Raw genomic sequence first — 23,434 nt, 5'->3', positions numbered from 1 at the left:
GCAAGATGAAAAAACTTTTATTAATCCTACTGACAATACTTGGTTTTAGCAGCGCACATGCGCAGGACCATATGTATTCGCAGTTCTTTAATTCCCCCCTATACCTTAACCCAGCCCTTACCGGCCAGTTTGCGGGTGATCTGCGAATGAACATGATCTATCGTAACCAATGGAGCGGCATCAGCAGCGGGACACTCTCCTACTTCACCGGATCTATCGATTATAATGTGCCGCAATTTGGGGGTGGCCTCGGGTTGATGTTTAACAGAAGCAGCGAAGGAACGGCCTTCTTGAATAAAAACAGCCTCGCCGGTACTTATGCTTACAGCGTCGGGTCTGATGATTTCATTCTATCCTTTGGCTTGCAGGCGGGCATCACTAACAGAACGATAGATTTCAGCAAGCTTGTTTTCAGCGATCAGATTGACTCGAGAACTGGCATTATCAATGGTTCGGTTAGCGGTGCCGAGAAGCCTGCCTTTGATAACCGCTTCTACTTTGACGCCGGTGCAGGCATTAACCTGGTGGTAGGCAGCTTTATGGTTGGCGGGGCCATGCAGCACTTAAACCGCCCCGATGAATCTTTCACCGGTGTAAAAGCACGTCTGCCTATCCGCACCACGGCACACGTCAGCTATATGCTTGATTTGAATAAGGATGAAAATATCGATGAAACCGAAAAATCATATGTCATCCCGTCCGTGATTATGTATAAACAAGCGCAATCACAAAATATCAACGTTGGCTTTCAGTACAAACGTAAAAGCATTAATGCAGGCCTTTGGTATCGTAATTCTGGCAGTGGTACGCCAAGCGCATTCGTAGTATCGCTGATATTCGACATTTTTGTTAACAAGGATTCTGGCGAAAAATTCCGCTTAGGCATCAGCCATGATGCCAGTACCAGCAGGCTTAATTACACCAATACATCCGGCACTACAGAAGGCAGCTTAAGTTACGAAACCCCTTTACGTTCTGATGGTTATTCGCGGTTCAATACTGGTAAGCATTGTTATGATTTTTATTAGCCTTTATTGATTGTTTGCTTTCCATATCAGATATTTACCTGTTATTTATAATATGGAGAAAAATAGGTACCTGAAGAGTAAGGCTAAGAATAAAAAAACGGCGATGACAGGGGTATGGCTAATTATCCTTGCCATTGCCCTTTTTGCTTTTATCGTTGTTAAATATGCGCGCAATACGGCAGAACATATCGGCGAAAGCAGAATGCCGGAAAAAGAAGATGCCTACGAAGTGGCTAAAGAATTTGTAAAAGAAGATTCGCGCAGTAAAAATTTAGATTTTGGCGACGATGGCTTTTCTTACGCAAAAACAGGTGATTCGGTATTCGTGGTCAGATCTGCTTATACCGAAAATATCGGCAACGGAGAATCAAAGAAAACTAACTTTTCTGTAACGATACGTTATCACGGCGGCAGTGCGGACAGCCGTTCCAGCTGGGACTTACTAAACATCAACCTCGAGTAATATAAACCGCATGGAACCGCAGGGAGATTCTTTAGGCACGGCTAATGCCGTAACCGCCCGTACAAAATATCAAACCATTATTACAAGCGACGGTCACGCGATTATTGTAGATGAGCCAGCCGATGTTAACGGAACAGATACAGCAATAAGTCCGTACGGCTTATTAATGGCGAGCCTGGCGAGCTGTACTTCCATCACATTAAGAATGTACATCGACCGCAAGATGTGGGTGGCCGATAAAATAACGGTTGAGGTAGAAATGATTAAAATGCCTGCCGGGACTCTCTTTAAAAGAAAGATCAGTTTTGAAGGCGAATTGGCTGACGAACAAAAGCAACGTCTTGAACAAATTGCAGACGCCTGCCCGGTTCATAAAATTCTGGTAGGCGGTATTATGGTAGAAACCGAACTGGTATAAAAAAAAGCAAGCCGTAAATAAATTACGGCCTGCTTCAATCACTCTAAAACAATCACCTCTAACTTTAGAAGTTTCTTTATATCAACAGCGTTGTCGCTGCAATAGTCTATTTTCGATCTACAAATATATCAAACATTCGGCTTAAGAAATTGGCGCAATGGGCTTTTTACCATTGGATGACAGTCAGTTATCTGTTTGAAATGGCACCTAAATTTATAACGGGTTAATTGTAGATTAATTGTTGCAACAATGCTAAAAGCCCTGTTTTAAAACATTTTGTTGCTCCCAGACTTTTAATGGGTATTTGCATTTGCCCCCAATGAGAACAATTACCGAAATACCACCCGAATTGTTAACACTGTCGCGACAAGTTTCCTCAAACGTATGGAATACCGGTGTAGCCATTACTGCCATTGTTGCCGGTTTACTGATCAAATGGATCATCACCAAGTTTCTGAAGTATTACGAGAAACGAAAAGTAACAGAATATTCAATCTTTCGCTCCATCATCACCCATCTGGGAATGCCGGTTGCTTATTTCATCCCTCTTTTTTTGCTTGGCCTGGCCACGCCTTTGATGCGGATGGAAAAAGAATATTATCAACCCCTCACCCATTTGATCAACATCTTACTGACAGTAGCATTTGCTAATCTAGTGATCAGCGGAATACGTATTGCCGAAGATTACGTTTATCATCGGTACGATCTGAATAAAACGGATAACCTGAAGGAAAGAAAGATCAGGACACAGATTGTATTTATCCGGAAGCTGATTGTGGCCATCATTGTGTTTTTAACCGTAGCCGTCATATTGCTTAGCTTCCAAAGCATGCGCAAAATCGGCACGGGTCTACTTACCGGTGTGGGTATTGGTGGTATTATCGTCGGCCTGGCAGCGCAGACTTCATTAGGAAACCTATTAGCGGGCTTTCAAATTGCTTTTACGCAGCCATTACGTATAGACGATGTGTTGGTGGTGGAAGGCGAATGGGGCCGTGTAGAAGATATCACCTTAACTTATGTGGTAATGCGGTTGTGGGATCAGCGGAGGCTGATCCTGCCGATCAATTACTTCATTCAAAAGCCCTTTCAAAACTGGACGCGCGTCTCTGCCGATATTCTCGGCTATGTATTTCTCTACCTGGACTACACCGTTCCGGTAGACGAACTGAGGAAAGAATTTGAAAGGCTTTTAGAAGGGAATAACCTTTGGGACGGGCGTGTTAAAGTAATGCAAGTGACAGATGCACGTGAACATACTATACAAGTTCGTATGCTCATAAGCGCGGCAAATTCATCCAACAGCGTCGACCTTCAATATTATCTCAGAGAAAACATGATCTCGTTTATTCAAAAGAATTTTCCGGGCAGCTTGCCAAAGGTACGGGCAGAATTTACCATGCCCCCTCCATTTATTTCAGCAATTCCTAATGCGCCTGATATGCCTAAGCTGTAGTAGCCAAAACAGTGCTACCACCTAATACCAATGCATCTTCAATCGCTCCGGCAATCGGGTCGATCAGTTTAGTATGATGAACCGTTGTTTTACGTAAATAGAAGAACGCAAAGGTGGATGCAACAGCCGCCGCCCCTCCTATTACAGCACCGGCTACCGCATTGCTGCCAGCTGCCTTATAAATACTAGCCCCTGCTAAAGCGCCCGATAATATTCTTGCTCCTAACGCGATTGGCTGTATACGGTCTGGTGCTTTTGGCATTTTGTCGCCTACTAATTCACCCATGGCCAATACTTTTAGCGCTGTAGCTACTTTATCAGACTGGATGAAATTAAGCGGTGTACCCTCCAGTTTGTTAGCATGATGGTGACTAAGGATATGGCTGGTAACCGCCGGGGCTGACATAGAACGCATACCGGCCAAAGCGCCTAACCCTAAAGTTTGCCAGAAATGTTTGCCTGTTTCGAGTGCCATAAGATGCTGTTTATCCTCAATAACCTTTCTGAGGTCGGTCTTGTTTTTAAATCAATTTGTGTTTTAGCTTGTTAGGCTATAAAACCAAATAGCTATGAAGATACGTGAAGAACATGCATTAGGGCACTTAGGTAGCGCCATAGGAAAAGGATTACTGGCAGGTTTGGCTGGAACCGCGGCCATTACGCTGTCGCAAATGATAGAAATGAAGATCACCAAACGCGAGCCAAGTGACGCCCCGGTAAAAGTAATAGGCCAGGTGGCCAACGTGCAACCTACCAGCGAAGAAAGCAAAGCAAAAGTAAACCAGGAAGTACATTGGGCTTACGGCACTGCATGGGGAGTAACACGTGGCCTAATTGCGCTTACCGGCTTGAAGGGATGGAAAGCAGGTTTAGTGCATTTTGCAGCCATCTGGACTACCGAAATAGTCATGCTGCCCGCCTTAAATGCTGCACCTTCACCGAAAGAAGAAGATCCAAAAACAATCGCAATAGACGCGTTTCATCATGCCGTTTATGCTACGGCCGCGGGTTTAGCTTATGATGCGCTGGACATGGGTAGCCGCCGCCAAAGGAAATTTGACGCCTTGGTTGATGCCCTTAAACACAGCAGCCTGCTGAAGAAAATTAAATATTACAAAAAAGCAGCCCTTTAAAGGGGCTGCTTCCAGGAATCAATCATATAGAATTTAGTGGGCTTGCTCTGGTAACAGATGTTGCTCGTCCACGTTTTTCTTTTTAAAGCGGTTCTTGATACGAATGCGGATCAGGTACATACACGGTACCAGAATCAGGGTGATCAAGGTGGCAAAGGCCAGACCGAAAATCATCGTCCACGCTAATGGGCCCCAGAAGGCTACGTTATCACCACCGAAGTAAATGTGCGGATTGAATTCAGTAAACAGGGTCACGAAATCGATATTCAGACCAACCGCCAGCGGAATTAAGCCTAAAATAGCCGCAGTAGCTGTCAGTAATACCGGCGTCATCCGGGTGCGACCTGCTTCAATAATTGCCTCGAAATAATTTTCGTTCTGTTCGGTCAGCAAATCCGAAAACTCTACCAGCAAGATACCATTACGCACCACCACACCTGCCAGTGCGATAATACCGATCATTGTCATAACGATAGAGAACTTCATTCCGAAGATTGCGATACCCAACAGTACACCAATGATACTGAAGAAGATCTCGCTTAAGATGATCAGCGTTTTACCGATAGAGTTAAACTGCAGCATCAGGATAATCAGGATCAAACCAAATGATACGGCCAATGCCCCTAACAGGAAGTTCATTGCTTCTGCCTGGTCTTCCTGCTCGCCACCCATTTTAACGGTTACCCCTTGCGGTAATTTATAGTTATCTATCGCACGTTTGATAGCGGCATTTACCTCATTGGTATTATAACCTTGTATTACGTTAGAAGTAAGGTTAATTACGCGTTTCTGCGACTTGTGCTTAATGTTACCATACGAGTTTACATAGTCTACGGTGCTGAAAGCAGAGATAGGTACCTGACGGATAGCACCGCCAGAAGCGATATCCCGATAGGTAATTTTAAGGTTGCGCACCTGGTCGATGTTATAGCGCTGATCTTCACGCCCCCTTACTACGATCTTATAATCATCCTCGGTGGTCTCTCTGAAGTCTGTCACCGGCACGCCAAAAATAGTGGCAGCTAAGGCATCACTTATTTGTTTGGTGCTGATACCTTCGCGGTTGGCCCGCTCACGGTCGATATCAAAAACAATCTCGGGCTTATTGTTCTGCAAATCCGAACGCAAGTCTTCAATACCGCCTATGTTCTGTTTATTGATGTAAGCGCGGAGACGATCAGTTGCGTGAACCAGGGTATCCAGGTTATCAGCAGAAAGTTCTATACTGATCGGCTTTTGAGTAGGCGGACCGCCTTGCTCTTTATTTACTGAAATACGAACACCGGGCAAACCTATAACCGAGTTTCTGATCTTATCCAGGTACTTCTTGGTATCCTCACCATTACGTTTACCAAATTCAACAAAGGCGACCGTAACCTTACCCCTGTTAGGGTATTGTCCCTGATCTTCATCCTGCGGATCGGTAACGCCAACGGTTACGTTAGAGATAATAGAAGACACGATAGGATTGTTACGCCCTACGGCTTTAGTTACCCGGTCTTCTACCTGTTTAGTTACCTCGTTAGTTTTGGCCTGATCGGTTCCTACCGGAAGCTCCAGGTAAACATAAACAAAGTTGGGGTCGCCGTTAGGGAAGAACTCTACCTGCGGTGCGCGCGCTGCAAGGAATACGAATGATAATACGAACAGCACCATTGTACCACCTAAAATCCACCATGGGCTTTTTAACGCGCCACGAAGCACACGTGCGTAAGCATCCTGAATTTTTGGCCAGGTTTTATGCTGAAAGTTTCTGATCAGATGTTCCAGCACAAAGCGGTCGAGCAGGTACAGGAACGCTATAAAAACCACGAAGTTACCAACGCCAAAGTTAATCAGGTAGCCCAGCACGGCTGCAATAGCAAAGCCAATCAGCACCCGTTTCATCTTGCGATCAAACTTCGGCTTTTCTTCTTCAGCGCTTTCCACGTGCCCCATAAAGTCAACCGCAAACACCGGGTTGAAGATATAAGCCACTAAAAGCGACGCCAACAGCGTAATAATCAGCGTAATTGGCAGGAAGAACATAAACTTACCAATGATGCTATTCCAGAACGCCAGCGGAATGAATGGTGCCAAGGTAGTCATGGTACCCGAAAATACCGGTAAGAACACCTCACCCGCAGCCATTTTAGCCGCCTTTTTGATCGGCACTGCCCCATTGTTAAATATCCGGTGTGTGTTTTCAATCACCACAATGGCATCATCCACCACAATACCCAGAGCCAGCAGGAATGCAAAAAGTACGATCATGTTCAGCGTAAAGCCGATGGCCGGCATCACCAGGAAGGCTACAAAACATGATAGCGGTACTGACAGCGCCACGAAAATCGCATTGGTAGTTCCCATAAAAAACATCAGGATCACGGTAACCAGGATGAAACCAATAATGATGGTATTGATCAGGTCATGCAAGGTAGTTCTGGTCTTCTCAGACTGGTCTCCGGTAACGGTGATGTTCAGCCCTTTAGGGAAAGATGTTTTTTCTTTCTGGGCAATCAATGCCTGTATCTTATCAGATGCTTCGATCAGGTTTTCACCGCTCCTCTTAGTAATATTCAGGGTGATTACATTCTTCCCATACAAACGGGCGTAACTCTCTTGTTCTTTAAAAGCATCTTTAACTTCTGCAATATCTCTCAAATAAATGCCTTGACCGCGTGGATTACGAATCAATAAATTATTTACCTGCCCTGCATTCTTAAAATCTGCTTTAATGTTAATCGCGCGCCGGACACCATCCATTTTTACGGTACCAGCGGAAGCAATAATATTTTCGCTTCCCACGGCCTGGATGATATCGTTGTAGCTTAACTGGGCAGCAGTCATTTTGTTAATGTCTACATTGATCTGAATTTCTGGAGTTAACGCACCAACTTCATCTACTTTAGAAATTTCGCGCATACCCTCAATCTCGTCCTTCAGATCATCTGCATACTGCTTCAACTTCTTCAGATCGTAATCACCAGAGATATTCACGTAAAGAATAGGAAGATCAGAAAAGTTAATATCGATGATCTGCGGGTCCTTAAAGTTCTGCGGATCCTGAGGCAGGTCTGGCTTAGCTTTATCCACCGCATCTTTTACGCGTTGACGAGCATCATCGATGTTAACGTTCGCATTAAATTCTGCCGTGATAAAAGAGAAATCCTGGTACGAGTTGGATGTTACCTTCTTTAACCCTTTTAATGATTTCAATTGCTTTTCAATCTGGCGTGTTACCAGCGTTTCCATATTAGCCGGCGACGTACCTCTGTAAACAGATTGTACATAAATCTTCGGCTGGGTAATATCCGGGAAGTTCTCTTTCGGCAGATTATTATAGCTGATGATCCCCAATAGCGAAATGAGGAAGATGAGCGCATAAATAGCCGTTTTATTGTCTATCGCCCAACTTGAGGGCTTAAATTCTTTATCCAGATCTTTCATTATGAGATCGTTTTAGTGGTGATTGTTATTGTGCTACCTTCACTTTATCGCCGTCTTCTAATTCAGAAGCACCTGCTGTAATCAGTTTATCGCCGGCTGCAAGTCCGGATTTAATTTCTGTACGTCCACCATAAGTAGCACCAAGCGTTACCGTTTTACGTTTTGCAGTGCCGTTATCAGCAACGAACACATAGCTGCCCTGCTCTGATTTTTGGATAGCATTTACAGGAACAGCAATTGCATTGCTCTTACTATAATCTGCAATTTTGATAACTGCAGTCATGTTGGGGCGAAGTGTTTTACCACCTGGCAATCTTATTTCGATACCAAAGCTTCTTGACCCTGGGTCAATCACTTTAGCTACGAAACTTAGTTTGGCGGTTAATGAGTCGCTCGCATCCGGAACAACTACCTTCACATTATCGCCCTGATTTACCCTGCCTGCATATGATTCGGGCACATCTGCTTTAACCTTCAGATTATCTGCATTTACAATGCGGATACCGGTTTGTCCCGGTTGAGCAACCTGACCTAGTTTTAAATCCATTTGATCCACAGAACCACTGATCGGCGCTTTGATGGTATACATAGCAGCTTGTTCGCGCAAAGCGGCAACCTGTTTCTGTCCTGCTTCGTAATTTGTTTTAGCTTGCAGGAACTGAACCTCGCTGCCAATCTTTTGATCCCACAAATTCTTTTGCCGCTGATAAACCGTCTGCGCAAGGCTTAACTGCGCTTCTGCTTGGGCTATCTGCTGGCGCAAAGTGCTATTATCTAACTGAACCAATATCTGGCCCCGGCTTACATGCTGCCCGGCTTTTACATAAATTGCAGTAATGGTACCAGGTGCTTGCGGATATGCAGTAACGTTATCCTGTGCGTCGATATGACCTTGCAGCTCGATGTAGTTTGTAAAGTTTGTTGGCGCAACCTCTACCACGCTTACATCTGTAATTCTTGATGAATCCTGGCCAACGCCTGTTTTTTGTTCAAGTGCTGCAATCTTGGCATTAATTTCTGCCTGTTGCTTTTTCAGGTCTGCCAGCTGCGCTTTAGGGTCTTTCGGCTTGTTGTTGCAAGCTGCAAGTACAATTAAAGCCGCTGTAGTGTATAATAGTCTTTTCATGCTTTTAATATCTATTGTTGATTCGAGTGATTTAAAATTATTGAATACGTCCGTATACCCGGTCAAGATCTACCTTACTTGTCAACGCTTCTAATAAGCCTTGCACGTACTTATCGTCGGCTTGGGTAAGTGATTGCTGCGCCTGGATCACTTCCACGCTGGAGCCTACACCTTGCTGATATTTGATACGCGCAACACGTAATACTTCGGCCGCTACCTCGCGGATGCGTTTCTGGCTGTTTAATGATTGCAAGCCATTGATATAAGTTATTTTAGCCGAACTGCCCTGCAGGTTAAGTGCATTTCTTACCTGGAACATATCATTCTGAGTCTTCTGAACTGTTACCTGCGCCTGTTTTACCTGGTAATAACGTTGGAAGCCGCTAAAAATCGGAATGTTCAACTGTAAGCCAATGTACGCTGCCGGGAAAGAGGTTTTGTATAGATTGCTGAAGCTATTGTTCTGGTACGAGTACGTGTAATTGCCCACTGCTGTTAATGACGGTAGGTAATTAGATTTATATCGCTGTAGATCCAGCTGATTAAGCTTCAATTGGGTTTCCATCAGGTTATACTCGATACGGTTGCGGTATAGCGTGCTATCCGTTTCCGGCGCTACTACGTTTTCCTGGAAGTTGATATCCGTCAGCTTGTCTTTCAGTATCAGGTTAGCTTCTATAGGCATACCCATTTGAAATTTCAGCATCTGGTAACCCAGGGCTAAAAGCCTTACCGTATTTTCGCGGGTAGTTACCAGGTCTTCATACTGCACCTGTAAACGGTCCACGTCAATTTTTTCTACAAAGCCTTGTTTGTTCTGCGCAGCTGTTTGATCCAAAGTTTGCTTTAACTGCACAATATTAGAGTCGAGCAGCCTGATACGCTCAGCCCCCGATAGTACCTGATAATAGGCTTTGGTCACCTGTACGTTAGCTTCTATCCTGCTCCGGGTATAATTACGCTGAGACAGCTCTTTATAAGTGCGCGAAGCTTTCAACCCTACCAGGTAGCTTCCGCTGAAAACGATCTGGCTCAGGCTTGCACCCAGGTTAGATTGATACTTTACACCAAACTGTACCGGAACAAACGTACCAGGCGCGCCGAAGAATTCACCGGGTAGTAAGGTGGTCGGAATTTTAAGGTAATCTGTAAACGCTGCCGAAGAATTGATTTGCGGCAAGCCGATACCGGTAGTCTCCTTTACCTTATATTCCGCACTTCTGATGTCGAGGGCTGCGTTCACCACGGTATCCTGATGCTCGTAGGCATACTTAATACAGTCGGCAACTGTGAAGCTAAACGTCTGCCCGGCAGGCTGCGTTGGTTGCGCAAACCCTTTCAATGCAGCTAAGCATAACAGTACCCCTATTCTAATTGTATGTTTCATTTGTTTATATGTGGTTGCAATTTTTATGATTTTACTTTATTGGCGCTTTGGTATTGGTGAAGCAGCTTGTATCCCGCCAGTGTACATATCCCGTAATTAAAATGCTCCAGAAACTGTTGCTGCACCACCCAGGCATTAAATTCGTGGTGAGGGAAAATATTCTGGTTAAAACCTGCGTCTACCTGGGCCATGCGCATACGAGAGATGATCTTCGCATCTATTTCCGGCCTGATATATCCTTGTTCTATACCTTCTTTTAAAATTTGTTCCAGCGTATCTACGAAAACCGCACTTTTAAAGTTCTGGATCTGTTTCCAGCCCTCGGGGTGATACTTCTGCAGATCATGGATCAGCATAGGGTTCATGCGCCCAACCACTTCTTCCTGGCACCGCATCATTTTCACCAGCTGTTCGATCACATTTTCAGAATTCTTAAGCAAATCCTGCATCATATCTTCATCCTCGCGCATGCGCAGTTTCACCAGTTCAATCACTAACTCATTCTTATCTGCAAAAAACTGGTAGATCGTCTTTTTTGACATCCCTAAGTGCCTGGCAATATCATCCATGGTGACGCCCTTTATGCCAGCTTGCATAAAAAGCTCCAGGCTACCAGACAGTATTCTTTCCCTATGATCCATATTTCTCAACAAAACTATGGAAACATTTTTTGATTTCAAAGTTTCCATTCGATTTTACCTCCCTTCACTTGCGCTTATTTTTTAACTTTGTATCAAACTTTTAAAATGGATCTTACTGCTCTCTCCGCCATCTCGCCTGTTGATGGCCGTTACAGAAATACGACAAAAGACTTAGCCGCTTACTTCTCTGAATTTGCCTTGATTAAGTACAGGGTGCTGGTTGAAATAGAATACTTTATAGCCTTATCTGAACTTAATCTGCCGCAGCTACCTTCATTAGACCAGCAAGTAAAGGAACTGTTACAAAGCATCTATACAAATTTTAGTGAGGCAGATGCACTTGCGATTAAGGAGATTGAGAAGACAACTAATCATGACGTTAAAGCGGTAGAGTACTTTATCAAAAACAAGTTTGATGAATTAAAGCTGGAGCTAAACAAAGAGTTTATCCATTTTGGTTTAACCTCGCAGGATGTAAACAATACCGCTATACCTTACAGCTTTAAGCAAGCGCTCAATGAGGTATACCATCCGGCACTTAGCGAGTTATTAGATTTACTAAAGCGCTTTTCTGCAGAATGGGAACATATTCCTATGTTGGCGCATACCCATGGGCAGCCGGCTTCGCCAACACGTTTGGGCAAAGAGATAGCCGTTTTTGTAGAACGTATTGAAAAGCAACTGGAACTGATTCAACCAATTCCATTCTCTGCAAAATTTGGCGGTGCTACAGGTAATTTTAACGCCCACCATATTGCTTACCCTGCGCAGGAATGGAAAGCTTTCGGTAATTATTTTGTCAACGAAGTTCTGGGCTTAAGCCGTTCGCAATTCACCACCCAGATTGAACACTATGATAATTTTGCTGCCCACTGCGATGCGCTGAAACGTATCAACAATATCATCCTGGATCTGGACCGCGATATGTGGACCTACATCTCTATGAACTACTTTAAGCAAAAGATCAAGGCCGGTGAAATAGGTTCCTCTGCAATGCCACATAAAGTAAACCCTATCGATTTCGAAAATTCGGAAGGTAACATCGGCATCGCCAATGCTTTATTCGAGCACCTGGCGGCTAAGCTACCTGTATCACGCCTCCAACGCGACTTAACCGACTCAACTGTATTAAGAAATATCGGTGTTCCGGTTGCGCATACGCTTATCGCTATTAAATCAACCATCAGAGGTCTGAACAAACTACTCCTGAACGAGGCGAAATTAAACGCCGATCTGGAAGCAAACTGGCCGGTAGTAGCAGAAGCCATCCAGACCATTTTACGCCGTGAGGGTTACCCTAACCCCTACGAGGCTTTGAAAGACCTAACCCGTACAAACCAGGAAGTAAATGCAGTTACAATAGCAGCCTTTGTGGATAGATTGAACGTGAGCGATGCAATTAAACAGGAATTAAAAGCTATTACGCCGCAAAACTATACGGGTATGTAAGTCATGTACAGGTCAAAACTAACTGGCAAATAACCTTTAATAAAAATTGTATCTAAATTTGTTTCTGTTAAAGCAAGCAATGATCTTGAAAGGCGCTTTAACCTATAACTGATAAAAAAATGAATATCAACGTATATACCGAAACTACACCGAACCCAGCAACAATGAAGTTTATTGTGAACAAGTTGCTAATTAATGGTAGTGTTGATTATCCGACTAAAGAGAGTGCAGAACACGCTCCTTTCGCAAAAGAGCTATACAAATTTTCTTTTGTAAACGGTGTTTTCTTCGCCAGCAACTTTGTTACCGTTACCAAGACTGAAGGTACTGAATGGAATGACATTGAAGCCATCCTGAAGGAATTTGTTAAAGGTGCGGTAGAATCTGAGTTGAAGATCAAAGAAGATGTTGAAGAAGAGGTTAACTTTGAAGGAACAGATTCTGAAGTTAAAATTCAGCAGATCCTGCATGACTATGTTCGCCCTGCGGTTGAGCAAGACGGCGGCGCCATCAGCTATAAATCTTTTCAGGATGGTATTGTTACCGTAGAACTTCGCGGTTCATGCAGTGGTTGCCCTTCTTCTACCATCACCTTAAAGGCCGGTATAGAAAACCTTTTGAAACGCATGGTTCCTGAAGTACAGGAAGTGGTTTCAGAAGCGATGTGAGATTTTAATTCTGGGATTTAAATAAAAGATAAAGGCGCTGAAAAATTTCAGCGCCTTTCTTTATGGAATGTGTCGTTAGTACTTGCCAACAATTACTTTATACATCTTACTGTAGTCGAGGTATTCATTAGCCAAGCGCTTTAACTCTTCGGCAGTTACTGTTTTTACAATCTCTACATAACGTTCGTAATACTCGAACCCAAGACCCGAGTAATAGATGTTCTTGAACTTGTCTGCATGCGAGAAAATATTCTCCAGGCTTCCTAACAGCGAGCCCAACATATAATTACGCACTAACTCCAGTTCTTCTTCCGGGATAAGTTCTTCCCTAAGTGTGTTGATCTCTTTCTCAACCTCTGCCAGTGCAGCTTTGCAAACGTCAGCGCCCACTTCAGAAGCGATAAAGATTGAGCCGCAATGTTTCAGCGAGGTAATGCCCGAGCCAATACCATAAGTATAGCCTTTGTCTTCACGAATGTTGGCCATCAACCTCGAACCAAAGTATCCACCCAATACCGTATTTAACACCTGCAAGGCAGGGAAATCCGGATGAGGGCGATTAATTGTGCGCAACCCCACACGGATAGCTGATTGAAGCGCATCGGGCTTTTCAACATAGTAGAAATGCTCATCAAATGGGTGCAAGGTTGGCTGAGTCGTATCGGCGGTATAGGCGCTGTCAGTCCAGTCGTTGCCGAATGTCGCTTCGAGCAATTTTATTGTTTCCTCATCTACTTTACCGGCGGCAATGATGGTACAATTGGCTGGCTGGAACATTAGTTTAAAATGCGCCAGTAAATCCGCTTGTTTTAACTGCTGATAGTTCTCTGCTTTGGCGGCAAAGCCGTAAAGCGTACTACCGTGCATCGCCCGGTTAAATACCCGGCGGGCCACAACATCATTCTTTTTCAGGCTCACCTGTAGCTTCTGCTGCTGGTTGCGGATATAGGTTTCCAGTTCCTTTTCAGGAAAAACTGAATCAGTAACGATGTCCTTAACTACTGGCAGTACTTTTGGCAAATGGCGGTTAAGACTGTAAACGGTTAATTGCGATTGATCAAAACCAAAATCAGCTTGCAAAAAGGCACCATAGAAATCAATCTGATCAGCAATTTCCGCTGCGGTTAATTTACCGGTACCCTCCGTCAGCATGGCCATTACCGCCTGGTTAAGCAATGGCTTCTCCTGGTCGAATTTAAGGTTACCGAAAACCAGTTCTATCCTTATTAGCTCCTGTTCAGGCGAGTCGAAATAAAAGAGATTTACGCCGTTACTGAATTTGATATTTCTTGGCTGGATCAGGTCGATATGTCCAACCGTTTTAAAATCTGGTGCTGAAGTTCTGTCTAACATTATACTACCTCCCCTGCTGGTTCCTGTTCAGTTTGTTCTGCCAGGTAAATTAGAGTAGAAGAATTGTCTCTGCGGAAAATCTTCCGGGCTTGCTCATGTACTTCAGCCGCTGTTACCGCTAAATATTTCTCCACCTCGTGGTTTAACATATCTGCATCGCCCAGCAGTTCATAATAAGCCAGGTTCATGGCCTTATCCAGTAAGGACATTTCCGAAAACATCAAAGTTGATTCAGTTTTGTTCTTTACCTTGGTTAATTCATCAACTGCTATTTCGGCTGTTTTCACACGCTCTAATTGCTCCCAGAGGGCCGCTTCCGCTTCTTCAAGGCTAATACCTTCTAAAGGCTTACCTTCTACCACAAACATCCCTGTATCAAAGCTACCCGTCATGTAAGCATGAATCTCGCTGAACAGCGGATTTTCTTTTACCAGGCTCCGGTACAAACGCGAAGAGTTTCCGCGGGCAAGAATATCAGACAACAGATCAATGGCATAATATCCCTTATATTGCCGGCCTGGTGTCTGAAATGCAACGTAAATATCGTTCAGCGGTACTTTTGCCGTAACCGTATCCCGGCGTTCTTCATGCTGCTCTGGTTCCTGGGGTAAGTTGCGCACGTACTTTTCCCCCGCAGGAATAGGTTCGAACCACTTTTCAGCCAGCTCTTTAACCCGTTCGGTAGTCACGTTTCCACCTACCACCATAATGGCATTCTGCGGATTATAATGCTTTTTGAAGAATGCTTTTACATCATCAATGTGCGCATTTTCTATATGCGATAGCTCTTTACCAATGGTTGCCCAACGATAAGGATGTTGTTTATAAACCATGGGGCGCAACTTTAGCCAGACGTCTCCGTAAGGTTGGTTCAGGTAACGCTGTTTAAACTCTTCCATCACTACGTTTCGCTGCACTTCCAGGCTTTTTTCGCTGAAAGCCAGGCTTAGCATACGGTCGCTTTCCAGCCAGAAAGCAGTTTCCAAGTTAACTGCCGGCAGTGTGATATAATAGTTGGTAATATCATTGCTGGTAAAAGCATTGTTCTCGCCGCCTACCCGCTGCAAAGGCTCGTCATAAACCGGGATGTTTACAGAGCCGCCGAACATCAGGTGTTCAAATAAATGTGCGAAACCTGTTTGTTCGGGATTTTCGTCGCGGGCGCCTACATCATATAATATATTTACCACTGCCATAGGGGTGGTGTTATCTTCGTGTACCAATACACGAAGGCCGTTTTTCAAAGTAAATCGGTTAAATTTAACCATGGATATATAATAGTAAAGTATATAAAAAGCAACAAAGGTATAACTTTTCAGTTATTGAATAGATTACCTGCTGATATGGTTGCTACTGAAGATGGCGTTGTAACTAAAAGCTGTGCGTAACGTAAAAGCTCTTCCAACCTATTATATCCGTCGCTATGCTAACAAAAGATCAATTGCTGAAGCAACTAAGTGCTACCATGGGTAAAACTAAAGTTGTAGAGCTGTCTAATATCCTTTTCCATAAAAATTTTAAGCTGACGGACCTTATTGATCTGACCTTTCACCCCGATAAAAAAATAGCATTCAGGGCCGCCTGGCTTTTAGAAAACCTTTTCCTGCACCGGCCGGATTGCTATCTCCATGATGTCAATTATCTGATATCGCGTTTTGATGAAGTAACTTACCCCAGTTGCCAGCGGCACTATGCAAAAATTGCAATGCATATCACCAGCCCAAAAGCAATCCCGGATATCCGGCATATTCTGGCTACCACCGATCTGGATGCAATGGTGAATAAATGTTTTGAATGGCTGATTGCCCCCGAGGTATTGGTGGCAGTTAAAGCATTCGCCTGCGAGGCTTTGTTTAACCTGCGCCACCGGTACCCGTGGATAGCGGAAGAATTACCCGCACAATTAGAATTTCTGATGCGAAACGGAACTGCAGCTATACAAAGTAAAGGTAAAAAGCTACTCTCTTACCTGCAACCGCTGGAATATTAACCGTTGATAGTTTACGCTTGCGGACGGTCTTCTCCGTGTAGCTTATCGCTCACCTGGTGGTGATGTAATTTAGCTTCAATAGCAGAAGAACTGTTATTGGCATAAGTGCCGTAGGCATCAACCAACACCCCCTTCAGATTGTATTTCATTGATGATATGGCATATACGATAGACATATCTGAAGGATTGCTTGCGCCTTCAAAACGATAAAACTCGTCTACCTCGAAGTCATCTGCCGTCAGTTTAATATTTTGTGATTTATCTTCAATGTTATCCGCGTTATCTTCAAAACTCAAATTGGCGGTATAACCTCTTTTCAACAGGTCATTAGTAGCATCTACTAAGGTTTCGTAATTTCTCATGGTGATGTTTGTTTTACAGTAGGGCCCGTATTTGAAGGCCTTCTATCCATAAAACTCCAAAATCGTGCCGTTGTTTTTCCTGCTTATTCAACATTATTGAAGAACTCGCAACTATGTAGGATTGAAACAGCCTTGCCACGAATCATTTAGCGATGTTCTACTTTCCAAACTTGTTATTGTTCAGAGCTATTGCAATAAAAAAGGCGTCTGTTAGTTACAAACGCCTTGGTTTTAATTGGTTAGTTAAGTTAGTTAAATATACCTTATATCAGGTAATTCACGATGGCAACACAAACAATAGTTGCAAGTATGCCGTACTGTAATTTTTGTTCGATTGTTAATGTAATATCACGTTTCATTTGCTTAGGGGCTTGATTTCAAAGTTATATACCTGAACTTTTTTTGCAATAGGCAATGTTATTTTTATAAAAATTTAAAGATTTTTTAAAGTGCATTAATAAGATTTTATCAGTTGTTCAGCTTTTAATATAATTTTCTAAACAAATCAGCAGATTATAACTGCTTTAAGGTATTTTATAATTAATTGTCTGAACATCTTTTTTGCCTTTAATCCGCCCTATTCTTCCCAAATCGTGCATTTGATTAAAAAAGTGCTTGAAGGGAACATCTATTTTACCTGTTACTGACGGGCAGCCATATTTAGTATTTGTTAAATGATTTACCTTTGTATCCTTTATGAGTAAGCACGGTAGAATATTGGTAGCCATGAGTGGCGGTGTAGACAGTTCGGTAGCGGCAGTAATGCTGCACGAACAAGGCTATGAGGTGATTGGCCTTACCATGAAGACCTGGGATTACGCTTCATCCGGCGGTAGCAGCAAAGAAACCGGCTGCTGCAGCCTCGATAGCATCAACGATGCGCGCGCTTTAGCGGTGGGTTATGGCTTTCCTCATTATATATTAGATATCCGTAATGAGTTTGGCGATTTTGTGATCGATAACTTTGTGGATGAATACCTGGCCGGCCGCACCCCTAACCCATGTGTGTTATGTAATACACACATTAAGTGGGAAGCTTTATTAAAGCGTGCAGACAAACTGGATTGTGAGTTTATTGCTACCGGCCATTACGCAAACATCCGTTTACAGGATAACGGACGCTATGTGATTTCAAAAGGTCGCGACGAAAACAAAGATCAGTCATACGTACTCTGGGGTGTATCACAGCAAAATCTAGCTCGTACCAAGTTCCCGCTGGGAAGCTTCACCAAAGCGGAAATCAGGCAGATGGCTTTAGATATGGGGCAGGTAGAACTGGCACATAAAAGCGAAAGCTATGAAATTTGCTTTGTGCCTGATAATGATTACCGTGCTTTCCTGCGTCATAAGGTGGAAGACCTGGATGAACGTGTTGGACCCGGAAATTTCGTCCTGGCAGATGGAACCATAGTTGGCAAACACCAGGGATATCCATTTTATACGATAGGTCAGCGTAAAGGACTGGGCATTGCTTTGGGCCAGCCGATGTTTGTTACACGTATAGATCCGCATACAAATACTGTTGTATTAGGCACACAGCAAGAGCTGGAGCAAAAAGAAGCCTGGGTACGCAACGTCAACCTGGTGAAATACGAATCGATTACCGAACCGCTTGAAGCTATAACAAAGATCCGCTATAAAGATGCAGGTACCAACAGCACCATCCAGCAAATGGGCGAACACCTGAAAGTAGATTTTACGCATCAGGTTAGTGGTATAGCACCCGGCCAGTCTGCGGTATTTTACGAAGGCAGCGACCTTTTAGGGGGCGGTTTTCTGATGTAATTTTACTGCACTTATACGTTCAACTTCACTTTCGCTAAAAAAATTATTGCCATAAATAATTGTTGGCAAAATTTGTGTTTCACTTTCTTTGTGTTTATTTGCAGAAAATTGAAGGGTTAATGGCTAAAAATTTACTCATTGTTGAATCTCCGGCGAAGGCCAAAACGATAGAGGGTTACCTCGGGAAAGACTTTACCGTAAAGTCGAGTTATGGTCATATCCGTGATCTGGTTAAATCTGAAGATGCGATAGATATCGAACACGGCTTTAAACAGAAATACGAAGTACCTGCCGATAAAAAACAGGTCGTAAGTGAGTTAAAGAAGTTAGCCAAGGAAGCCGAAACGGTTTGGCTGGCATCGGACGAGGACCGCGAAGGGGAAGCCATATCCTGGCACTTATTCGAGACATTGGATTTGAAAGAAGACAAAACCAAGCGTATTGTTTTCCATGAGATTACCAAACCTGCAATCCTTCGCGCTATAGAATCACCCAGAAAGATCGACTATAATCTTGTAAATGCACAGCAGGCACGACGCGTGTTAGATCGTTTGGTGGGTTTTGAACTATCACCTGTACTCTGGAAAAAAGTAAAACCTTCGCTTTCTGCCGGCCGTGTGCAATCTGTAGCGGTTAGATTAATTGTAGAACGCGAACGCGAAATCAATAAATTTAACGCAGAGGCCGCCTTCAGGATTGTTGCCATATTCGGCAAAGGAAAAGAAGCTTTTAAGGCAGAGCTGCCCGAACGTTTCAACAAACAAGAGGATGCCGAGAAATTCCTGAACGATTGTATTGCAGCAGAGTTTAATGTAAACTCACTGGAAACACGCCCGGCCAAACGTTCACCGGCAGCGCCGTTTACTACGTCAACCCTGCAACAGGAAGCCAGCCGTAAATTAGGCTTTTCGGTTTCGCGCACCATGTCTGTCGCGCAGAAGCTTTACGAATCTGGTAAGATCACCTATATGCGTACAGATTCGGTTAATCTGTCAGATCTGGCATTGCAATCAGCGGCGCAGCAGATCGTGTCTGCCTACGGCGAACAATATCATCAGCAGAGAAAATACAAAACGAAGTCGGCCAGCGCGCAAGAAGCGCACGAAGCCATCCGCCCAACCTATTTCAATGAACATACAGTGGATGGCGACCCGGCTGAAAGACGTTTGTATGAACTGATCTGGAAACGCGCTATCGCATCGCAAATGAGCGAAGCCCAATTTGAACGCACGGTTGCAAAAATCGGCGTATCAACACGAAAAGAAGAACTGGTAGCCAATGGCGAAGTAATGAAGTTCGACGGCTTTCTGAAGGTATACCTGGAATCTTCTGACGATGAGGACGATAATCAACAAGACGGCGACAACGCCATTCTGCCGCCTTTAACCAAAGGTCAGCGCCTGGATTTGCAGGAAATGACGGCGACAGAACGTTTTTCGCGCCCACCGGCACGTTACACGGAAGCCAGTCTGGTAAAAAAACTGGAGGAATTAGGCATTGGCCGTCCTTCTACCTACGCCCCTACTATTTCTACTATACAGAACCGTGGTTATGTGGTTAAAGAGGAACGCGAGGGTAAGCAACGTAATTTCCGCGTGTTAACTTTAAAAGGCGGGAACATTAAGAAAGAAGAGAAAACAGAAAATACCGGCGCAGAGAAAGGAAAGTTATTCCCTACTGATATCGGCGCAGTGGTGAATGATTTCCTGGTACAATATTTTAAAGGTATTGTAGACTTCCATTTCACGGCCAGTGTAGAAAAGCAATTCGACGAGATTGCCCGCGGCTTAAAGGAATGGACAGATATGATCGAAACGTTCTACAAACCATTCCACCAGGAAGTTCAAACCACTATTGAAACAGCAGACAGGGCTAGCGGCGAACGTGAATTAGGCGTACATCCTGAAAGCGGTAAAAAGGTATCGGTACGCATTGGGCGTTATGGACCGTTTGTTCAGATCGGTGAGAATGACGACGAGCAAAAGCAATATGCAAGCCTGCGTGCAGGGCAAATGATCGAAACCATTACCCTTGAAGATGCCATGGAACTGTTCAAACTGCCGAAGAAAGTCGGCGTGTTTGAAGACAAGGATATGACGGTAGCCATTGGTAAATTCGGTCCTTACATCCGTCATAACAGCGCGTTCTATTCCCTGCCTAAAGGCATAGACCCATTAGATGTCAGCGAAGCGCAAGCGGTGGAAATTATACAGGAAAAACGTAAAAAGGATGCCGAAAAGCTGATTAAGACGTTTGAAGAGAACGCTGAAGTAAAAATATTGAATGGACGTTGGGGACCGTATATCGAATTCGGCAAACAAAACGTTAAGATACCCAAGGGCAAAGATCCGCAATCGCTTACGTACCAGGAGTGCAAGGAACTGGCCGAGGCTGCCGAAAAGGAGCCCAAAAAAGCGGGTAAAAAATTTGTAAAGAAAAAATAAATTGCGACGCCTGGAGACAGGCGTTTTTTTGTATCATGAAAAAAGACCTTCCGGAAAATATTGTTGAAGATATCGCCATCGCCGTGGCCCTTGAAAAGGAAAGCGTGGAAAGCAAGCTTTGGTATGTATACGTAATTAACCTGAAGAACGAGCCGATAGAAAACGTGCTGATCACTTCAAAAGGTTATGGTGAAAAGAATGGCGAACAAGTTAAAACTTCTATCCTTCGCCACATGATCCCACGTATTGAACCAGGTGGCTTTGCCTTGATAGAACCGATTGACGAGCAAACTTTTGGCCTGGCAAATGAATACTGGCTAAGCTATTATATCGGCAAAGATATTTTCGACAAGAAATTCATATTCCTGCCAGAAAGTATTGTGGAATCAAACTTCATCCGCCTGCCGCAATTAAATAAGCCGGGCGTAATGATACGTTAGGTTAATTCGAATTTCGGATTTCTCATCAGTGTGACTGGTGATTGCGTCACGGTATTTGCAAGGCAAAATTTAGTAATAACAACCCAGAAGAAACTTATTCTATATCGTCATTGCGAACACCGCAGGCGTGTGGCAATCACAGAAACGCAATATTTAGATCACTTGCTCACACCATGTTGATGTTATCATAACCATCATATTGAGATTGCCGCGCTCCGCTCGCAATGACATAAACTTAACGCAGATTGAAAATCGTAACTGAAAACTAGCTCCTTACTTCGCCTTAAACATTCCGTATTTCAGTATGCACCAAATGGCGCGGAAACCATCCTTCCACCCTATCTTTTTACCTTCTTCATAAGTACGGCCGTAATAAGATATCCCCACCTCATAAAGGCGTAGGTTAGGGATGCGCGAAAGCTTAATGGTTACTTCGGGTTCAAAACCGAAACGTTTTTCGGATAATGAGATAGATTGTATCAGTTTCCTGTCGAACAGTTTATAGCAGGTCTCCATATCCGTCAGGTTCATGTTAGAAAACATGTTCGAGAAAAACGTAAGCCAGCGGTTACCGATGGTATGCCAGAAGAACAGGATCCGGTGCGGATTAGCCCCCATAAATCGCGAACCATAAACCACGTCGGCAAAACCCTTACAGATCGGTTTCAGCAGGTCGTTATATTCTTCAGGGTCGTATTCCAAATCCGCATCCTGGATAATCAGGTAATCGCCCGTTGCTTTACTGATCCCGGTATGAAGCGCTGCGCCTTTACCGGCGTTCTTTTCATGTTTAAAGTACTGGATATTCAGATCGCTGTTTTCCTGCTGGTATCTTAAGATGGCTTCTTCAGTATCGTCTTTAGAACAGTCGTTTATGATAATAACCTCTTTTTGAATATCATCTATCAGCTCAACGGCTTTTATCTTGTTCAGTATCAAATGTATGGTTCTGCCTTCGTTATAGGCAGGTATAATAATAGAAAGCTTGTTAATCTTCATCTGCAAGTGAATCAGTGAAACGATTTCTGCCGTGCCAAATTACTAAAATTATACCACAAGCTGCAAAACAGGGAAGTTTACAGGCGTTCTGCGCCTGTCTGCCGGTACTTTTTAGTAATTTGCCCACTTAATTTTCAAACTAAAAATGCTCGAGAATTACGACTTGCATAACATCATGGTGATTGATATCGAAACTGTTCCGCAATACAGCAGTTTCGACCAGGTATCGCCGGTACTGCAAAAACTTTGGGCAGCAAAAACCCAATACCAACGTAAAGAACTTACCCCGGAAGAATTTTACAGTAACGCCGGTATCTGGGCCGAATTTGGTAAAATCATCTGCATTTCTGTAGGGATGTACACCACCAACGGCGGCTTCAGGGTAAAATCTTTTGCCGGGCACGATGAGAAGGAACTGTTGGAAAAGTTTGCCCGCATGCTGAACACGACCAACCCGAACCTGATCCTTTGCGGGCATAATGCAAAAGAGTTCGATTTCCCGTACATCTGCCGCCGAATGCTGATCCATGGCATCAGGCTACCTATACAATTAAATTTGAACGGTAAGAAACCCTGGGAGATCAACCACCTGGATACCATGGAACTATGGAAGTGCGGCGATTACAAAAACTACACATCTTTGGCGCTGCTGGCAGCCATATTTGATATCCCTACCCCTAAAGATGATATCGACGGTAGCATGGTAGGTTATGTATATTGGGTTGAACAAGGCCTTGACCGCATTTGCACCTATTGCCAGAAAGATGTAGTCGCCACGGCGCAATTATTGCTGCGTTTTCGTGGTGAAGAGCTGATACCCGAAGAGATGATTACGGTAGTAGAATCTTAATTTTGACTCAAGA

The 23,434-nt window shown here is 43.9% G+C and carries 21 protein-coding genes; 12 read left to right on the top strand and 9 right to left on the bottom strand.

Annotated elements, in window-relative coordinates; translation table 11 throughout:
- Positions 1-5: 5 nt before the first annotated feature.
- The 4 genes from MUY27_RS17635 (at position 6) to MUY27_RS17620 (ending at position 3,365) form a co-directional block, all read left to right on the top strand.
- Positions 6-1,028: a PorP/SprF family type IX secretion system membrane protein gene (locus MUY27_RS17635; RefSeq protein ID WP_245132251.1), complete on the top strand. Its 1,023-nt coding sequence runs from the start codon at positions 6-8 to the stop codon at positions 1,026-1,028.
- Between the two features lie 52 nt (positions 1,029-1,080).
- Positions 1,081-1,491: a hypothetical protein gene (locus tag MUY27_RS17630; protein ID WP_245132250.1), complete on the top strand. Its 411-nt coding sequence runs from the start codon at positions 1,081-1,083 to the stop codon at positions 1,489-1,491.
- A gap of 10 nt (positions 1,492-1,501) precedes the next feature.
- Complete coding sequence (locus MUY27_RS17625) at positions 1,502-1,909, top strand: OsmC family protein (protein ID WP_245132248.1); 408 nt, start codon at positions 1,502-1,504, stop codon at positions 1,907-1,909.
- Between the two features lie 319 nt (positions 1,910-2,228).
- Complete coding sequence (locus tag MUY27_RS17620) at positions 2,229-3,365, top strand: mechanosensitive ion channel family protein (protein ID WP_245132246.1); 1,137 nt, start codon at positions 2,229-2,231, stop codon at positions 3,363-3,365.
- Here the strand turns inward: MUY27_RS17620 and MUY27_RS17615 are convergent.
- Positions 3,355-3,840: a DUF4126 family protein gene (locus MUY27_RS17615; protein ID WP_245132245.1), complete on the bottom strand. Its 486-nt coding sequence runs from the start codon at positions 3,838-3,840 to the stop codon at positions 3,355-3,357. The genes MUY27_RS17620 and MUY27_RS17615 overlap by 11 nt on opposite strands.
- A 94-nt stretch (positions 3,841-3,934) precedes the next feature.
- Here MUY27_RS17615 and MUY27_RS17610 point away from each other — a divergent pair, with 94 nt between their 5' ends.
- Positions 3,935-4,498: a DUF1440 domain-containing protein gene (locus MUY27_RS17610; RefSeq protein ID WP_245132243.1), complete on the top strand. Its 564-nt coding sequence runs from the start codon at positions 3,935-3,937 to the stop codon at positions 4,496-4,498.
- A 33-nt stretch (positions 4,499-4,531) separates the two neighbouring features.
- On the opposite strand, the gene MUY27_RS17605 is transcribed toward MUY27_RS17610, so the two are convergent.
- Genes MUY27_RS17605 through MUY27_RS17590 form a run of 4 tightly spaced genes read right to left on the bottom strand, consistent with a single transcriptional unit; the run spans position 4,532 to position 11,081 of the window.
- The gene (locus MUY27_RS17605; protein ID WP_245132241.1) at positions 4,532-7,927 is read right to left on the bottom strand and encodes an efflux RND transporter permease subunit; all 3,396 of its coding nucleotides are present in this window, start codon (positions 7,925-7,927) and stop codon (positions 4,532-4,534) included.
- A gap of 25 nt (positions 7,928-7,952) precedes the next feature.
- The gene (locus tag MUY27_RS17600; RefSeq protein WP_245132239.1) at positions 7,953-9,053 is read right to left on the bottom strand and encodes an efflux RND transporter periplasmic adaptor subunit; all 1,101 of its coding nucleotides are present in this window, start codon (positions 9,051-9,053) and stop codon (positions 7,953-7,955) included.
- A 37-nt stretch (positions 9,054-9,090) separates the two neighbouring features.
- Positions 9,091-10,440 (bottom strand): TolC family protein, encoded by a 1,350-nt coding sequence (locus MUY27_RS17595; protein ID WP_245132237.1) that lies wholly within the window; start codon positions 10,438-10,440, stop codon positions 9,091-9,093.
- Between the two features lie 23 nt (positions 10,441-10,463).
- Entirely contained in the window at positions 10,464-11,081 is a 618-nt protein-coding gene (locus tag MUY27_RS17590; protein ID WP_245132235.1) for a TetR/AcrR family transcriptional regulator, read from the bottom strand.
- A 105-nt stretch (positions 11,082-11,186) separates the two neighbouring features.
- Here MUY27_RS17590 and purB point away from each other — a divergent pair, with 105 nt between their 5' ends.
- Positions 11,187-12,530: an adenylosuccinate lyase gene (gene purB, locus MUY27_RS17585; protein ID WP_245132234.1), complete on the top strand. Its 1,344-nt coding sequence runs from the start codon at positions 11,187-11,189 to the stop codon at positions 12,528-12,530.
- 119 nt (positions 12,531-12,649) lie between these two features.
- On the top strand, positions 12,650-13,198 hold the full coding sequence (locus MUY27_RS17580; protein WP_245132233.1) for a NifU family protein: 549 nt from the start codon (positions 12,650-12,652) through the stop codon (positions 13,196-13,198).
- Between the two features lie 75 nt (positions 13,199-13,273).
- Here the strand turns inward: MUY27_RS17580 and MUY27_RS17575 are convergent, their stop codons facing one another.
- Positions 13,274-14,551 carry a M16 family metallopeptidase gene (locus MUY27_RS17575; protein ID WP_245132232.1) on the bottom strand — a complete coding sequence of 426 codons (1,278 nt, stop codon included), beginning with the start codon at positions 14,549-14,551 and terminating at the stop codon, positions 13,274-13,276.
- The gene (locus MUY27_RS17570) at positions 14,551-15,819 is read right to left on the bottom strand and encodes a M16 family metallopeptidase (RefSeq protein WP_245132231.1); all 1,269 of its coding nucleotides are present in this window, start codon (positions 15,817-15,819) and stop codon (positions 14,551-14,553) included. Before MUY27_RS17570 ends, MUY27_RS17575 begins: the two co-directional genes overlap by 1 nt.
- A 155-nt stretch (positions 15,820-15,974) precedes the next feature.
- Between MUY27_RS17570 and MUY27_RS17565 the strand changes: the two genes are divergently transcribed.
- Positions 15,975-16,541 (top strand): hypothetical protein, encoded by a 567-nt coding sequence (locus MUY27_RS17565; RefSeq protein ID WP_245132230.1) that lies wholly within the window; start codon positions 15,975-15,977, stop codon positions 16,539-16,541.
- Between the two features lie 11 nt (positions 16,542-16,552).
- Here MUY27_RS17565 and MUY27_RS17560 read toward each other — a convergent pair whose 3' ends face one another.
- Positions 16,553-16,903 carry a phosphoribosylpyrophosphate synthetase gene (locus MUY27_RS17560; RefSeq protein ID WP_245132229.1) on the bottom strand — a complete coding sequence of 117 codons (351 nt, stop codon included), beginning with the start codon at positions 16,901-16,903 and terminating at the stop codon, positions 16,553-16,555.
- A gap of 696 nt (positions 16,904-17,599) precedes the next feature.
- Here MUY27_RS17560 and mnmA point away from each other — a divergent pair.
- The 3 genes from mnmA (at position 17,600) to MUY27_RS17545 (ending at position 21,572) form a co-directional block, all read left to right on the top strand.
- On the top strand, positions 17,600-18,688 hold the full coding sequence (gene mnmA, locus MUY27_RS17555; protein ID WP_245132227.1) for a tRNA 2-thiouridine(34) synthase MnmA: 1,089 nt from the start codon (positions 17,600-17,602) through the stop codon (positions 18,686-18,688).
- Between the two features lie 119 nt (positions 18,689-18,807).
- Positions 18,808-21,132 (top strand): type I DNA topoisomerase, encoded by a 2,325-nt coding sequence (gene topA / locus MUY27_RS17550; protein ID WP_245132226.1) that lies wholly within the window; start codon positions 18,808-18,810, stop codon positions 21,130-21,132.
- A gap of 35 nt (positions 21,133-21,167) precedes the next feature.
- Positions 21,168-21,572 (top strand): hypothetical protein, encoded by a 405-nt coding sequence (locus MUY27_RS17545; RefSeq protein WP_245132224.1) that lies wholly within the window; start codon positions 21,168-21,170, stop codon positions 21,570-21,572.
- Positions 21,573-21,845: 273 nt separating this feature from the next.
- Here MUY27_RS17545 and MUY27_RS17540 read toward each other — a convergent pair whose 3' ends face one another.
- A complete protein-coding gene (locus MUY27_RS17540) occupies positions 21,846-22,571 on the bottom strand; it encodes a glycosyltransferase family 2 protein (protein ID WP_245132221.1) in 726 nt (241 codons plus the stop codon).
- A gap of 145 nt (positions 22,572-22,716) precedes the next feature.
- Here MUY27_RS17540 and MUY27_RS17535 point away from each other — a divergent pair, with 145 nt between their 5' ends.
- Complete coding sequence (locus MUY27_RS17535; RefSeq protein ID WP_245132219.1) at positions 22,717-23,421, top strand: 3'-5' exonuclease; 705 nt, start codon at positions 22,717-22,719, stop codon at positions 23,419-23,421.
- Positions 23,422-23,434: the final 13 nt, after the last annotated feature.

This window comes from Mucilaginibacter straminoryzae, assembly GCF_022953055.1.
Taxonomy (GTDB): Bacteria; Bacteroidota; Bacteroidia; order Sphingobacteriales; family Sphingobacteriaceae; genus Mucilaginibacter; species Mucilaginibacter straminoryzae.
The sequence above is the reverse complement of the archived record's forward strand: the minus strand, read 5'-3'. Positions and strand labels throughout refer to the sequence as shown.